12 protein-coding genes are annotated in these 14,574 nt (G+C 73.4%); 9 read left to right on the forward strand and 3 right to left on the reverse strand.

All coding sequences use genetic code 11. The annotated features are described in order from the left end of the window. Positions 1–78: 78 nt before the first annotated feature. Positions 79–555 (forward strand): MarR family winged helix-turn-helix transcriptional regulator, encoded by a 477-nt coding sequence (locus NX794_RS33600; protein ID WP_258783464.1) that lies wholly within the window; start codon positions 79–81, stop codon positions 553–555. Here the strand turns inward: NX794_RS33600 and NX794_RS33605 are convergent, their stop codons facing one another. The 3 genes from NX794_RS33605 to NX794_RS33615 form a co-directional block, all read right to left on the reverse strand. Further along, entirely contained in the window at positions 556–1,797 is a 1,242-nt protein-coding gene (locus NX794_RS33605; RefSeq protein ID WP_258783465.1) for an MFS transporter, read from the reverse strand. It lies immediately after the preceding gene. A gap of 147 nt (positions 1,798–1,944) precedes the next feature. Beyond that, positions 1,945–2,901 (reverse strand): methylmalonyl Co-A mutase-associated GTPase MeaB, encoded by a 957-nt coding sequence (gene meaB / locus NX794_RS33610; RefSeq protein ID WP_258783466.1) that lies wholly within the window; start codon positions 2,899–2,901, stop codon positions 1,945–1,947. A gap of 32 nt (positions 2,902–2,933) precedes the next feature. After that, positions 2,934–4,133 carry an acetyl-CoA C-acetyltransferase gene (locus tag NX794_RS33615; RefSeq protein WP_258783467.1) on the reverse strand — a complete coding sequence of 400 codons (1,200 nt, stop codon included), beginning with the start codon at positions 4,131–4,133 and terminating at the stop codon, positions 2,934–2,936. A 146-nt stretch (positions 4,134–4,279) separates the two neighbouring features. Between NX794_RS33615 and mce the strand changes: the two genes are divergently transcribed. The 8 genes from mce to NX794_RS33655 all read left to right on the forward strand — a co-directional run. Next, positions 4,280–4,720 carry a methylmalonyl-CoA epimerase gene (gene mce / locus NX794_RS33620; protein ID WP_037656464.1) on the forward strand — a complete coding sequence of 147 codons (441 nt, stop codon included), beginning with the start codon at positions 4,280–4,282 and terminating at the stop codon, positions 4,718–4,720. A 206-nt stretch (positions 4,721–4,926) separates the two neighbouring features. Beyond that, complete coding sequence (gene scy, locus NX794_RS33625; RefSeq protein ID WP_258783468.1) at positions 4,927–8,940, forward strand: polarized growth protein Scy; 4,014 nt, start codon at positions 4,927–4,929, stop codon at positions 8,938–8,940. A gap of 184 nt (positions 8,941–9,124) precedes the next feature. After that, complete coding sequence (locus tag NX794_RS33630) at positions 9,125–10,060, forward strand: coiled-coil domain-containing protein (RefSeq protein ID WP_258783469.1); 936 nt, start codon at positions 9,125–9,127, stop codon at positions 10,058–10,060. A 107-nt stretch (positions 10,061–10,167) separates the two neighbouring features. Continuing rightward, positions 10,168–10,566, forward strand: coding sequence for a DUF6193 family natural product biosynthesis protein (locus NX794_RS33635; protein WP_258783470.1), 399 nt, complete (start codon positions 10,168–10,170; stop codon positions 10,564–10,566). Between the two features lie 437 nt (positions 10,567–11,003). Further along, positions 11,004–11,264 (forward strand): DUF3253 domain-containing protein, encoded by a 261-nt coding sequence (locus NX794_RS33640; RefSeq protein WP_258783471.1) that lies wholly within the window; start codon positions 11,004–11,006, stop codon positions 11,262–11,264. An 84-nt stretch (positions 11,265–11,348) separates the two neighbouring features. Next, the gene (locus tag NX794_RS33645) at positions 11,349–12,302 is read left to right on the forward strand and encodes an ATP-binding cassette domain-containing protein (RefSeq protein ID WP_258783472.1); all 954 of its coding nucleotides are present in this window, start codon (positions 11,349–11,351) and stop codon (positions 12,300–12,302) included. Positions 12,303–12,304: 2 nt separating this feature from the next. Next, positions 12,305–13,078: an ABC transporter permease gene (locus tag NX794_RS33650; protein ID WP_258783473.1), complete on the forward strand. Its 774-nt coding sequence runs from the start codon at positions 12,305–12,307 to the stop codon at positions 13,076–13,078. A gap of 134 nt (positions 13,079–13,212) precedes the next feature. Beyond that, positions 13,213–14,574 (forward strand): ABC transporter ATP-binding protein (locus tag NX794_RS33655; RefSeq protein ID WP_258783474.1); only part of this gene is annotated, 1,362 nt, incomplete at its 3' end.

The raw sequence follows: 14,574 nt of genomic DNA on the forward strand, positions 1-14,574 counted from the left end.
AGTGTGACGTCGAACGCGTGCGCACAGTCACACCACCCGGAGTAGTTCGTCTTTCAACTTCTTAGGTAGACTTCATTCATGGAGACCGAGACGGCCACGCGCTGGCTGACCGATGCGGAGCAGTGCGCCTGGCGCACCCACCTGGAGGTCAACCGGCTGTTGACGTACCAACTCGAAAAGGATCTCCAACCGTTCGGACTGACGATGAACGACTACGAGATTCTTGTGAACCTGTCCGAGTCGGACGACGTACGGATGCGGATGAGCGATCTCGCCTCGGCGACGTTGCAGTCCAAGAGCCGGCTGTCGCACCAGATCACGCGGATGGAGAACGCGAACCTGGTGCGCCGGGAGAACTGCGAGTCCGACCGGCGCGGACTGTACGCCGTGCTGACCGAGCACGGCATGGAGACGATGAAGAAGGTGTCGCCGCACCATGTGGCGTCGGTGCGGCGGCACTTCATCGACCTGCTGGCACCCGAGGCGCTGACGGAGCTGGACAAGGCCCTGAAGCCGATCGCCGAGCACCTGCGGGGGCAGCGGGGGCGTCCCTGATCACACGCGGGAGTCGTGGGGGGCCGTTCCGCCGTCGGCGGCGCGGCCCCTCGCGGGCGAAGCGCTCGGCGCGACCAGCACGGTCAGCGCCGGCAGCAGGGCCGCGCCGCCCGCCAGGGCGAAGCAGGCGGTCAGCGGCAGCCGTCCGATCAGCAGCCCCGCGAGCAGCGCTCCCCCGGAACTCCCGGTGTTCACCGCCATGTTCACCCAGGCCCCGGCCCGGGTGCGGGCGTCCGCGGCCACCGTCTCGTCGGCCAGCAGATACGCCGTCGTCAGCGCCGGAGCGAGGAAGGCGCCGGCGACCGCCAGCGCCGCCGTGAGCACCCACAGGTCCGGCGCCGGACCGGCCGCCGCCACCGCCAGGCCCAGGGCGATGGCGAACCAGGGCAGCCGCGCGCGGGCCGGCACGCGCCACGGCACCGCCCCGTTCACCAGACCCCCCACCGCGCTGCCCGCCGAGAGCGCGCCCAGCACCCACGGCACCAGAGCGGGGTCGTAGGAGTGCTCCGTCGCGAAGGCCAGCGCCAGGAGATCGGCCCCGCTCAGGGCAAGCCCCACGCCGAGCGCCACCGCCACCGGCGCCAGCAGCCCCCGCGGTCCCCCGGGCCGTGTCGCCCCGGTCGCGGTGCGCGGGCCCGGCAGGACCGGTGACGCGACGAAGGCACAGGTGCCGGCCACCACCAGGAACGCGCTCAGCAGGATGCCGGTCGCCGGGCGCGCGACGCTCGTCAGCGCCCCGACCAGCACCGGGCCGGTGACGAAGAGCAGTTCCTCCGCGACCCCGTCGAGGCTGTAGGCGCGCGTCAGCAGGTCCCGGTCCGGGACGAGTTCGGCCCACAGGGCGCGCATCGCCGGGCCCAGCGGCGGCGCGCAGGCGCCGGCGAGGGCCGCGGCGACCGCGACGGCGGCGGGCGGTGCCCCGGGGCGCCAGGTCAGGGCGGCCAGGGCGCACAGCAGGGCGCCGTAGAGCAGGGACATGGGCAGCAGGGCGCGGCGCGGGCCGTGGCGGTCGACCAGGGACGCCCGCAGCGGCATCAGGAAGACCGCCGCCGCGCCGTACAGGGACATCACCGCGCCCGAGACGGCGTACGAGCCGGTGGCGCGGGTGACGGAGAGCAGCACGGCCAGGGAGACCGTGCCGTAGGACAGCCGGCCGGCGAGGGCGGCGGCGAAGGTGCGGCGCGCGTGGGGGACGCGCAGGACGGCGGCGTACGAGGGCCGCGGGCAGGCAGGCGTGGACACGCTGACGTTCCTCTGGGTCAGGCGGAAGAGGGGACACCGAGGCGGCGCGGTGGCCGGGTGCCGGCCCCGCGTCGCGGTGTGCGCTCTACGCCAGGGAGAGGAACATGCCGGTCACGCTAGCAGCGGGACCGGGACACCGATAGACCGTCAGCCCTCGGTGAGGCCCGCGACCAGCTCGTCCGCCGCCCGGTAGGGGTCCAGTTCGCCGGCGACGATGCGCCCGGCGAGGGCGCTGAGGCGGCGGTCGCCGTGCAGGTCCCCGATGCGTTCGCGCAGCGTGGTGACCGCGATGGTCTCCACCTCGCGGGCCGCGCGGGCCCGGCGCCGCTCGGCGAGCACCCCGCGCTCCTCCATCCACGCGCGGTGCTTCTCCAGCGCCTCCACCACCTCGTCCACGCCCTCGGCGCGCGCGGCGACCGTCTTCACGATCGGGGGACGCCAGTCGCCGGGGCCCCGGGACTCGCCCAGGCTCAGCATGTGGTTCAGCTCGCGGGCGGTGGCGTCGGCGCCGTCCCGGTCCGCCTTGTTGACGACGTACACGTCGCCGATCTCCAGGATGCCCGCCTTGGCCGCCTGGATGCCGTCGCCCATGCCCGGCGCGAGCAGCACCACGGAGGTGTCGGCCTGGGAGGCGATCTCCACCTCGGACTGGCCGACGCCGACCGTCTCGACGAGGACCACGTCGCAGCCCGCCGCGTCCAGCACCCGGATGGCCTGCGGCGCCGCCCAGGCGAGACCCCCGAGGTGGCCCCGGGTGGCCATGGAGCGGATGTAGACGCCGGGGTCGGAGGCGTGGTCGGACATCCGCACCCGGTCACCGAGCAGGGCACCCCCGGAGAACGGGGAGGACGGGTCGACGGCCAGGACGCCCACCCGTTTGCCCTGTTTGCGGTAGGCGGTGACGAGCGCCGAGGTGGAGGTCGACTTGCCGACCCCGGGCGAGCCGGTCAGGCCCACCACATACGCGTTGCCGGTGAGCGGCGCGAGGGCCGCCATGACCTCCCTGAGCTGCGGGGACGCCCCCTCCACCAGGGAGATCAGCCGGGCCACGGCCCGCGGCCGGCCGTCCCTGGCCTGGGCCACCAGAGAGGAGACGTCCTGCATCACAGCTCCGTTCGCTCAGGGAAACTACGGCGTCAGGCCCGCGGCACGCGCACGATCAGCGCGTCGCCCTGGCCGCCGCCACCGCACAGCGCCGCCGCGCCGGTCCCGCCGCCGCGCCGCTTCAGCTCCAGCGCCAAGTGGAGCACGAGCCGGGCGCCGGACATGCCGATCGGGTGACCCAGCGCGATCGCGCCGCCGTTGACGTTCACCTTTTCCGTGGACACGCCGAGGTCCTTCATCGACTGCACGGCGACCGCGGCGAAGGCCTCGTTGATCTCGATGAGATCCAGGTCGGCGACCTCCAGGCCGTCCTTCTTCAGGGCGTGCGCGATGGCGTTGGACGGCTGGGACTGGAGCGAGTTGTCCGGCCCCGCCACATTGCCGTGCGCGCCGATCTCGGCGAGCCACTCCAGGCCCAGCTCCTCCGCCTTGGCCTTGCTCATCACGACCACGGCGGCGGCGCCGTCGGAGATCTGCGAGGAGGTGCCGGCGGTGATGGTGCCGTCCTTGGCGAAGGCCGGGCGCAGCTTGCCCAGGGACTCGGCGGTGGTGTCGCCGCGGATGCCCTCGTCCTTGCTGAACAGGACCGGGTCGCCCTTGCGCTGCGGGATCTCCACGGGGGTGATCTCGGCCTCGAAGAGACCGTTCTTCTGCGCGGCGGCGGCCCGCTGGTGGGACAGGGCGGCGATCTCGTCCTGCGCGGCGCGCCCGATGCCGAGGCGGGTGTTGTGCTTCTCCGTGGACTCGCCCATGGCGATGCCCTCGAAGGAGTCGGTGAGGCCGTCGTAGGCCATCGCGTCGAGCATCTGCACGGCGCCGTACTTGAAGCCCTCGCGGGACTTCGGCAGCAGGTGCGGGGCGTTGGTCATGGACTCCTGGCCGCCGGCCACCACGATGTCGAACTCGCCGGCGCGGATCAGCTGGTCGGCCAGCGCGATGGCGTCCAGGCCGGACAGGCACACCTTGTTGATGGTGAGCGCCGGGACGCTCATCGGGATGCCGGCCTTGACCGCGGCCTGGCGGGCCGGGATCTGGCCCGCGCCGGCCTGGAGCACCTGACCCATGATCACGTACTGCACCTGGTCGCCGCCGATCCCCGCGCGGTCGAGGGCGGCCTTGATCGCGAAGCCGCCCAGGTCGGCGCCGGAGAAGGACTTGAGGGAGCCCAGCAGGCGTCCCATGGGCGTACGCGCGCCCGCGACGATCACGGAGCTGGTCGTTCCTGAAGGCATGAGCTGCGATCCCCTTACCGGCTACAGCCGAGGAGTGAACGAGGGTTTACTTCGAATGTACTGAGTGGCACTCCGTGCCGTCATCGGGCCGTCGGTGTGATCGCGCGCACGTTGCGTAACCACCGCGCGAGCGCTGCACTGAATCCATGCTGACGCGAATCGACCACATCGGGATCGCCTGCCACGACCTCGACGCGACCGTCGAGTTCTACCGGGCCACGTACGGCTTCGAGGTGTTCCACACCGAGGTCAACGAGGAACAGGGCGTGCGGGAGGCCATGCTCAAGATCAACGAGACCTCGGACGGCGGTGCCTCCTACCTCCAGCTGCTGGAACCGACCCGCGAGGACTCCGCGGTCGGCAAGTGGCTGGCCAAGAACGGGGAGGGCGTCCACCACATCGCCTTCGGCACGGCGGACGTCGACGCCGACTCCGAGGACATCCGCGGCAAGGGCGTACGGGTGCTGTACGACGAGCCCCGGCGCGGTTCCATGGGGTCCCGGATCACCTTCCTGCACCCCAAGGACTGCCATGGCGTTCTCACAGAACTGGTGACTTCGGCGCCTGTTGAGTCGCCCGAGCACTGACCCCCGTACATAAGGGCCGGTAGGGTTGGGGGCGGTCGTCCCCGAAAGCGGGGCGGCCGCACGCCGGGGTCCGGGTTTCGGGGGACGAGCGTCGGGGCAAGCGCCCGTGCTCCGCCGTTGATCTGACACCATTCCCCGGGGGCCCCGTCCGGCGGATGGACGTGGCTCGTTGGAGAAGCTGACCAGGGGACGGATGGGACCGCGCAGTGCGGGGCTACGAGAGCCAGGAGCGAGAGCCGGCGGCTGACGTCGACCACCTCTCTCGGTTCGAGGCCGAGATGAAGCGGCTGAGGACCGAGCGGGAAAAGGCGATCCAGCACGCCGAGGACCTCGGCTACCAGGTCGAGGTGCTGCGCGCCAAGCTGCACGAGGCGCGCCGCACCCTCATGACCCGTCCCGCCTACGACGGCGGTGACCTCGGCTACCAGGCCGAACAGTTGCTCCGCAACGCCCAGATGCAGGCCGAGCAGCTGCGTCAGGACGCCGAGCGCGAGCTGAGCCAGGCCCGCGCGCAGACCCAGCGCATCCTCCAGGAGCACGCCGAGCAGGCCGCCCGGCTCCAGGCCGAGCTGCACCAGGAGGCGGTGAACCGGCGCCAGCAGCTCGACCAGGAGCTGGCCGAGCGCCGCGCCACCGTCGAGTCGCACGTCAACGAGAACGTGGCCTGGGCGGAGCAGCTGCGCGCCCGCACCGAGCAGCAGGCCCGCCGGCTGCTGGACGAGTCCCGCGCCGAGGCCGAGCAGGCCATGGCCGCCGCCCGCGCGGAGGCCGAGCGGCTGACCCGGGAGGCCCGGGAGCGGCTCCAGAGCGAGGCGGAGTCGGCGCGGTCGGAGGCCGAGCAGCTGCTGCGCCGCGCCCGCACGGACGCCGAGCGGCTGCTGAACGCCGCCTCCACGCAGGCCCAGGAGGCCACCGAGCACGCCGAGCGGCTGCGCACCAGCACCGCCGGCGAGGCGGACGCGGCGCGCCGGCAGGCCGCCGAGCTGAGCCGGGCCGCCGAGGAGCGGATGACCGCGGCCGAGGAGGCGCTGCGCACGGCGCAGACCGAGGCCGACAAGGTGGTCGCGGAGGCGAAGGAGGCCGCCGCCAAGGCGCTGTCCAGTGCCGAGGCCGCCAACGAGACGCGGACGCGCACCGCGAAGGAGCAGGTCGCCCGGCTGGTCCAGGAGGCCACCAAGGAGGCCGAGAGCACCAAGTCGGACGCCGAACAGCTGGTCGCGGACGCCCGCGCCGAGGCCGAGAAGATCGTCGCGGAGGCCGCCGAGAAGGCCCGTACGATCACCGCCGAGGAGACGGCCACCCAGCTCTCGAAGGCCGCCCGGACCGCCGAGGAGGTCCTGAACAAGGCCTCCGAGGACGCCCGCCGGACCACCAAGGCCGCCGCCGAGGAGGCCGAGCGGATCCGCTCGGAGGCCGAGACCGAGGCGGACCGGCTGCGCGCCGAGGCGCACGACATCGCCGAACAGCTCAAGGGCGCGGCCAAGGACGACACCAAGGAGTACCGCGCCAAGACGGTCGAACTCCAGGAGGAGGCCCGCCGGCTGCGCGGCGAGGCCGAGCAGCTGCGCGCCGACGCGGTCGCCGAGGGCGAGTCGATCCGGGCCGAGGCCCGCCGTGAGGCGGTCACGCAGATCGAGGAGGCGGCCAAGTCCGCCGAGGAACTGCTCGCCAAGGCCAAGGCGGACGCGGACGAGCTGCGCCGGAAGGCCACCGCGGACAGCGAGAAGGTCCGCACCGAGGCCATCGAGCGCGCCACCTCGCTGCGCCGGCAGGCCGAGGAGACCCTGGAGCGCACCCGTACGGAGGCCGAGGGGCTGCGCGCCGAGGCCGCCGAGGAGGCCGAGCGGGTCCAGAACGACGCCGAGCGGGCCGCGCGCGAGCTGCGCGAGGAGACCGAGCGGGCCGTCGAGAGCCGCCGTACCGAGGCCGCCGAGGAGCTGACCCGGCTCCAGGCCGAGGCCCGGGAGCGGCTGGAGTCGGCCGAGCAGGCGCTGACCGACGCCCGCGAGGAAGCGGCCCGGATCCGCAAGGAGGCCGCCGAGGAGACCGAGCGGCTGCGCACGGAGGCCGCCGAACGCGTCCGCGCCCTCCAGCAGCAGGCCGAGACCGAGGCCGAGCGGCTGCGGGACGAGGCCGCGTCCGACGCGTCCGCCTCCCGCGCCGAGGGCGAGGCCGTCGCCGTACGGCTGCGGTCCGAGGCCGCCGCCGAGGCGGAGCGGCTGAAGACCGAGGCCCAGGAGACCGCCGACCGGGTGCGCGCGGAGGCGCAGGCCGCCGCCGAGCGGCTGGGCACCGAGGCGTCCGAGACGCTGGCCGCCGCCCAGGAGGAGGCCGCCCGGCGCCGCCGCGAGGCCGAGGAACTGCTCGGCGCCGCCCGCGAGGAGGCCGGCCAGGAGCGGCAGCGGGCCCGCGAGCAGAGCGAGGAGCTGCTGGCCGCGGCCCGCACCCGGGTGGAGGAGGCGCAGGCCGAGGCCACCCGGCTGGTGGAGGAGGCCGACCGGCGCGCCACCGAGATGGTTGCCGCCGCCGAGCAGCACGCCCAGCAGGTGCGGGACTCCGTCGCCGGGCTGCACGAGCAGGCGCAGGAGGAGATCGCCGGACTGCGCTCGGCCGCCGAGCACGCCGCCGACCGCACGAAGCGGGAGGCCGAGGAGGAGGCGGACCGGGTCCGCTCCGACGCCTACGCCGAGCGGGACCGGGCCGGCGAGGACGCCGCACGCCTGCGGCAGGAGGCGACCGAGGACGCCACCCGGCTGCGGCAGGAGGCGAACGAGGAGACCTCGCGGCTGCGGCAGGAGGCGAGCGAGGACGTCTCGCGCCTTCGCCAGGAGGCCGACGCGGAGACGGAGGCCGCCAAGGCGCTGGCCGAGCGTACGGTCGCGGAGGCCATCACGGAGGCCGAGCGGCTGCGCTCGGACGCCTCCGAGTACGCCCAGCGGACCCGCACCGAGGCCTCCGACAAGCTGGCCGAGGCCGACCAGGCCGCCTCCCGTACCCGGGCGGACGCCCGCGAGGACGCCAACCGGATCCGCTCCGACGCGGCCACCCAGGCGGACACCCTCATCACCGAGGCCCGCGCCGAGGCGGAGCTGCTGCAGAACGAGACGGCCGCGGAGGCCGACCGGGTGCGCACCGAGGCGCTCACCGAGGCGGAGCGGCTCCAGACGGAGACCGCGGCCGAGGCCGAGCGGGTGCGCGCGGAGGCACGGGCCGCCGCCGAGCAGCTCGTCGGGGAGGCGACCGGCGACGCCGAGCGACTGCGCGCCGAGGCCGCCGAGACCGTGGGCTCCGCCCAGCAGCACGCGGAGCGGCTGCGCACCGAGGCCGCGCGGGTCAAGGCGGACGCGGAGGCGGAGGCCGAACGGCTCGTCAACTCCGCGCGCGAGGAGGCCGAGCGGACCCTGGACGAGGCACGCCAGGACGCCAACAAGCGGCGTTCGGAGGCGGCCGAGCAGGTCGACACGCTCATCACGGAGACCACGGCCGAGGCCGACAAGCTGCTCACCGAGGCGCAGCAGCAGGCGCTGAAGGCCACCGCGGACGCGGAGGCGCAGGCCGACACGATGGTCGGGGCGGCCCGCAGCGAGGCCGAGCGGATCGTGGCCGAGGCGACCGTCGAGGGCAACTCCGCGGTGGAGAAGGCCCGTACCGACGCCGACGAGCTGCTGGTCGGGGCCCGCCGGGACGCCACCGCCATAAGGGAGCGGGCGGAGGAGCTGCGCGAGCGCCTCACCACCGAGATCGAGGAGCTGCACGAGCGGGCCCGCCGGGAGGCCGCCGAGACGATGAAGACGGCCGGCGACCGCTGCGACGCGCTCATCAAGGCCGCCGAGGAGCAGTTGGCCAAGGCGCAGGCCAAGGCGAAGGAGCTGGTCTCGGAGGCCGACTCGGAGGCGGGCAAGGTGCGGATCGCCGCCGTCAAGAAGGCCGAGGGCCTGCTGAAGGAGGCCGAGCAGAAGAAGGCCTCGCTGGTCAAGGAGGCCGAGGAGCTGAAGGCGGAGGCGATCCGCGAGGCCCGGCGCACGGTCGAAGAGGGCAAGCGGGAGCTGGAGGTCCTGGTGCGCCGGCGCGAGGACATCAACACCGAGATCTCGCGGGTCCAGGACGTGCTGGAGGCGCTGGAGTCCTTCGAGGCGCCGGGCGGCGGCAAGGACGGCGGGGTGAAGGCCGGCGCGACGATCGGTGCCCCCCGATCGGGTGGCAAGTCGTCAGAGGGCTAGCCTTCCAGGTGTGTTCCGGTGTCTGCTGGGTGGCTTTGTCCGGCTCGTTGGCAAGCCCTCCGGTGGTCAGCCACTCAAAAGAGGTGCCATTCTCCAGATCAAAACCGTATCCGCTCGATGACACACCGCTTAGGCCCCTAGGATTCCCTCTATCACCTCACCGGTCTCATTCGACAGGAACCCCATGAGCGACACTTCCCCCTACGGCTTCGAGCTTGTGCGGCGTGGGTACGACCGCGCTCAGGTGGACGAACGAATCTCCAAGCTCGTCTCCGACCGTGACAGCGCTCTCGCCCGGATCACCGCCCTGGAGAAGCGCATCGAGGAGCTGCACCTCGAAACGCAGAACGCCCAGGCCCAGGTCAGTGACGCCGAACCCTCGTACGCCGGTCTCGGCGCGCGCGTCGAGAAGATCCTGCGCCTGGCCGAGGAAGAGGCCAAGGAGCTGCGTGAGGAGGCCCGGCGCGCGGCGGAACAGCACCGGGACCTCGCGGAGTCGGCGGCCCAGCAGGTGCGCAACGACGCCGAGACCTACGCCGCCGAGCGCAAGGCGAAGGCCGAGGACGAGGGCGTCCGGATCGTCGAGAAGGCGAAGAGCGAGGCCTCCCAGCTGCGTTCCGAGGCGCAGAAGGACGCGCAGTCCAAGCGCGAGGAGGCGGACGCCCTCTTCGAGGAGACCCGCGCGAAGGCCGCGCAGGCCGCCGCCGACTTCGAGACGAACCTGGCCAAGCGGCGCGAGCAGTCCGAGCGTGACCTGGCCTCGCGTCAGCAGAAGGCCGAGAAGCGGCTGGCGGAGATCGAGCACCGCGCCGAGCAGCTGCGTCTGGAGGCGGAGAAGCTGCGCACCGACGCCGAGCGCCGCGCCCGCCAGACGGTGGAGACGGCCCAGCGCCAGGCCGAGGACATCGTGGCCGACGCCAACGCCAAGGCGGACCGCATCCGTTCGGAATCCGAGCGCGAGCTGGCGGCGCTCACCAACCGCCGCGACTCCATCAACGCCCAGCTGACGAACGTCCGCGAGATGCTCGCCACGCTGACCGGCGCCGCGGTGGCCGCGGCCGGCACGACCACGGACGACGAGCCGGTCTCCCGGGGGGTTCCGGCGCAGCAGTCCCGGTAGTCCGGGCAGTCGAACAGTGCCGCGAGGGGCGGCGGGACGGGGTCCCGCCGCCCCTTTCGACGTATGGGCATGCCCCGATGGCACCCCGCCGGGCATGATGTGCCGCCATGGACACACCATCCCCGAGTCACGCCCTCGTCGAAGCGGGCTGGCAGCAGGTTCGCGCCGACGGCCGCGTCCGTCCGGAACTGCTCGACCTCGCCTACGCCGCACCACGCCTGCGCCGGCTGTTCCCCTGGACCGGGATGGGAGAGCTGCACTTCAGCCGCTGCACGGGGTGGCCCGGGACGTGGGACATTCCCTACATCCAGCCCGCCGCGGAGGGCCGGTACTGGGTTTCCGGCCCGTCACGAAACGAGACCGTGGGGCCGGCCGCGACCGCGGAACAGGCCGTCGCGATGGTGCTGGAACGGCTCCCCGCCGGCTGCGGCCCCGCCTTCGCCGGCACCCGCGAGGAGCTCGCCGCCCGTGACGCCGCCGACGGGCCGGCCGCCATGGAGCTGTGACACCCGGCCCGTCGGCTGACGCCCTGTCCGGCAACGCGCCGCCTGCCTGGGCGGAGTCGGCGGAGCAGGGCCAGGAGTCGCCCCCGTTCGAGCCGCGCGCAAGGCGACAGCCGGCGCGGCGCTCGCCCACCTGCCGGCGCCCCCTAGGGGCGGCCGGGGCCCGACGGATCTGACCGTCGGCGTCCCCCTCGTGGCGGTCCGTCCTCCGGCGGGCCGGACCGGGCCGCCCCGCCGGCCCGGCCACGTCGGTGTACCCCGGAAGGTCCCGCGCGAGGAAGTGCTCCCGCCCTGCCCCCGCTGTCCCTTCCGGGCCGGGGCCCGAGGCCCTCCGCGGCCGCTGAAGGCCTCGGGCCCCGGGCCTTCCCGGTGGCCCGTAGCCTGGTGGGAGCAGTGTGGTGGGGGCCGGTGTGTGCGGCCCCGGTGGAGGAAGTGGTCCCATGGCAGTCACTGACCGGTCCCTCGAAGCCGCCGTGCTCGATCTGCTCGACAGCAGGGCGGACGGCGCCTCGGTCTGTCCCTCGGACGTGGCGCGCGCGGTGCACGGGTCCGGGGACGAGGGGTGGCGGGAGTTGATGGAGCCGGTGCGGCGGGCGGCGGGGCGGCTCGCGGCCCGGGGGCAGGTGGAGGTCACGCAGCACGGGAAGCCCGTCGACCCCGCCCAGGCCCGCGGCCCGATCCGCATCCGCCGGCCGGTCTGAACACCCGTACCGTCTGCCGGAGTGTCCTCACCCCGGCCGCCCGCCCGAGTGGCAGGCCCCCGGGGGCGGACCTAGCGTGGCCGCATGATCGAGGTGGAGGGGCTGACCAAGCGGTACGGCGACAAGGTGGCGGTCGACCGGCTGACGTTCTCCGTGCGGCCCGGCGTCGTGACCGGGTTCCTCGGGCCCAACGGCGCCGGGAAGTCCACGACGATGCGGATGATCCTCGGGCTCGACCATCCCACCGAGGGCGACGTCCGTATCGACGGCACGCACTACGACCGGCTGAAGGACCCGCTGACGTACGTCGGCGCGCTGCTGGACGCCAAGGCCGTGCACGGCGGCCGGAGCGCCTACCACCATCTCCTCTGCCTCGCGCAGAGCAACGGGATTCCCCGGCGCCGGGTGGCCGAGGTGCTGGACACGGTCGGACTCACGGCCGTCGCCCGGAAGAAGACCAAGGGGTTCTCGCTCGGCATGGGGCAGCGGCTCGGCATCGCCGCCGCGCTGCTCGGCGACCCCCGGATCCTGATGTTCGACGAGCCGGTCAACGGCCTCGACCCCGAGGGCATCCACTGGATCCGGACCCTGATGAAATCGCTGGCCGCGCAGGGCCGCACGGTGTTCGTCTCCAGCCACCTGATGAGCGAGATGGCGCTGACGGCGGAGCACCTGGTGGTCATCGGCCAGGGCCGGCTGCTCGCGGACCTGTCCATGTCCGACTTCATCCGGCAGAACTCGCGCTCCTACGTCCGGCTGCGCTCCCCCCAGCGCGAGCGGCTGCTCGACGTGCTGCACCAGGCCGGGATCACCGTCGTCGAGGCGGGCGGCGGGGCGCTGGAGGTGGAGGGCGGCAAGGCCGAGCAGATCGGCGAACTGGCGGCCCGCAACGGCCTCGTCCTGCACGAGCTGAGCCCGCAGCAGGCCTCCCTGGAAGAGGCGTTCATGCGGTTGACCGCCGGGGCGGTGGAGTACCACGCGCACACCGGCCAGGATGCCGAACCCCAGGACTGGGGCGCCGGCTGGAAGGAGGCCTGAGCATGGCGGCCGTACAGGTCATCCGCTCCGAGTGGACCAAGATCCGGTCGGTGTCGTCCACGCTGTGGACACTGTCGCTGGCCGTGGTCGTCACGGTGGCCCTCGGGATGCTGATCTCCGCGCTGTCGAGGAACCAGTACGACGGCATGCCGGCCCGGGAGCAGCTGTCCTTCGACCCGACGGTCATCAGCTTCGCGGGCATGACCCTGGGCCAGCTCGCCATGATCGTGTTCGGGGTGCTGGTCGTCTCGAACGAGTACAGCACCGGCATGATCCGGGTGTCGCTGGCCGCCGTACCGCGGCGCGGCACCTTCCTGGCCGGCAAGATCGCGGTGGCGACCGCGCTGGCGCTGGCGGTCGGGATGGTGACGAGCTTCGCCGCCTTCTTCCTGGGCCAGACGATGCTGGGCCCCTACCGGGCGTCCATCGGCGACCCCGGGGTGCTGCGCGCGGTGCTGGGCGGCGGCCTGTACATGACCCTGATCGCGATGTTCTCCATGGGCGTCGCCGCGATGCTGCGCTCCCCGATGCTCTCCCTCGGCATCCTGATGCCGTTCTTCTTCCTGGTCTCCAACATCCTCGGCAACGTCGACGCCACCAAGAAGATCGGCCGCTTCCTGCCCGACCAGGCCGGCAGCCGGATCATGGAGGTGGTGCCGAGGGCCGCCGACGACACCCCCTACGGGCCCTGGGGCGGGCTCGGGATCATGGCGCTGTGGGTGCTCGCCGCGCTGGCGGGCGGCTACCTGCTCCTCAAACGCCGGGACGCCCAGTAGCGGCGGGAGCACCACCGCATCGCACCGCCCTGCCTTTACCTTCTTTTGGGCGGAACCGTCAGCGCCTCGATATCCTCCTAACCCTTACGGGGGCGTGTGCCCCGCTGTCCTGAACCTTTCGATGGGTGCGGAGCATGATCGAGGCTGTCGGCCTGACCAAGCGCTACGGCGACAAGACCGCCGTGTACAACCTTTCCTTCCAGGTACGGCCCGGGGCCGTCACCGGCTTCCTCGGGCCGAACGGCTCGGGCAAGTCCACGACGATGCGGATGATCCTCGGCCTGGACAACCCCACGTCCGGCTCCGTGACCATCGGCGGCTACCCGTACCGCAGGCTGCCCAATGCCCCCCGCCAGGTGGGCGCGCTGCTGGACGCGAAGGCCGTGCACGGCGGCCGCAGCGCCCGCAGCCATCTGCTGAGCCTCGCCCAGCTCTCCGGCATCCCGGCCCGCCGGGTGGACGAGGTGCTCGGCGTGGTCGGCCTCCACGAGGTGGCGAAGCGGCGCTCCAAGGGCTTCTCGCTCGGTATGGGCCAGCGGCTCGGCATCGCCGCCGCGCTGCTCGGCGACCCGCAGGTGCTGCTGTTCGACGAGCCGGTCAACGGCCTCGACCCCGAGGGCATCCTCTGGGTCCGCAACCTGATGAAGGCGCTCGCGGCCGAGGGACGTACGGTCTTCGTCTCCTCGCACCTGATGAGCGAGATGGCGCTGACCGCCGACCACCTCATCGTGATCGGGCGCGGCCAGCTGCTCGCCGACATGAGCGTGACGCAGTTCATCTCGGCCAACTCCGCCGACTTCGCGCGGGTGCGCACCCCGGACGCCGAGCCGCAGCTGCGCGAGAAGCTCTCCGGCGTGCTCACCGAGGCCGGCGGCCATGTGCTGCCGGAGCAGGACGGCGCGCTGCGGGTGACCGGGCTGCCGCTGCCCCGGATCAGCGACCTCGCGCACGGGGCGGACGTCCGGCTGTGGGAGCTGTCCCCGCACCAGGCGTCGCTGGAGGAGGCGTACATGCGGATGACGCAGGGCGCCGTCGACTACCGCTCGACCGTCGACCAGAAGGCCGGCCTCCAGCAGCCGCTGCCGGCCGGTGCCCAGCCGCCCATGCCGGTGCCCGGCCAGGGCCAGCCCGGCTGGTACGCCCCGCCGTCGCCCCAGCACGGCGGGCAGCCCTTCGCGATGCCGCAGGGCCCGGGTCAGAGCCAGGGTCACGTCCAGGCAGGCCCCTACGGGAGCACTCAGGCGGCCCCCTACGGCGCTCCCGGCGCCCCGGCGGCCAACCCGTACGCCCACCAGCCGGCCCACACCCCGGCGCCCGCAGCGGCCCCGCAGGCCCCGTCGGCCCCGACCGCCCAGCTGACCAAGCAGCCGACGCCGGCCACCACGAAGGCACCGCAGGACCAGCCGCCCGCCCCCGCCCCCACCCCCGCCACGCCGGCGACCCCCGCCGCTCCCCCGGCACCCACCGCCTCCCCCGCCGCCCCCACCCAGCCCGCG

The sequence above is a fragment of the Streptomyces pyxinicus genome, assembly GCF_024753135.1.
In the GTDB taxonomy this organism is placed as follows: domain Bacteria; phylum Actinomycetota; class Actinomycetes; order Streptomycetales; family Streptomycetaceae; genus Streptomyces; species Streptomyces pyxinicus.

What these genes read in the sequence shown, in the direction of transcription:
- NX794_RS33600 (WP_258783464.1), top strand. Translation starts at nt 79, where the DNA reads ATGGAGACCGAGACGGCCACGCGCTGGCTGACCGATGCGGAGCAGTGC.
- NX794_RS33635 (WP_258783470.1), top strand. Translation starts at nt 10,168, where the DNA reads ATGGACACACCATCCCCGAGTCACGCCCTCGTCGAAGCGGGCTGGCAG.
- meaB (WP_258783466.1), bottom strand. Translation starts at nt 2,901, where the DNA reads ATGCAGGACGTCTCCTCTCTGGTGGCCCAGGCCAGGGACGGCCGGCCG.
- NX794_RS33615 (WP_258783467.1), bottom strand. Translation starts at nt 4,133, where the DNA reads ATGCCTTCAGGAACGACCAGCTCCGTGATCGTCGCGGGCGCGCGTACG.
- NX794_RS33630 (WP_258783469.1), top strand. Translation starts at nt 9,125, where the DNA reads ATGAGCGACACTTCCCCCTACGGCTTCGAGCTTGTGCGGCGTGGGTAC.
- mce (WP_037656464.1), top strand. Translation starts at nt 4,280, where the DNA reads ATGCTGACGCGAATCGACCACATCGGGATCGCCTGCCACGACCTCGAC.
- NX794_RS33640 (WP_258783471.1), top strand. Translation starts at nt 11,004, where the DNA reads ATGGCAGTCACTGACCGGTCCCTCGAAGCCGCCGTGCTCGATCTGCTC.
- NX794_RS33650 (WP_258783473.1), top strand. Translation starts at nt 12,305, where the DNA reads ATGGCGGCCGTACAGGTCATCCGCTCCGAGTGGACCAAGATCCGGTCG.
- NX794_RS33645 (WP_258783472.1), top strand. Translation starts at nt 11,349, where the DNA reads ATGATCGAGGTGGAGGGGCTGACCAAGCGGTACGGCGACAAGGTGGCG.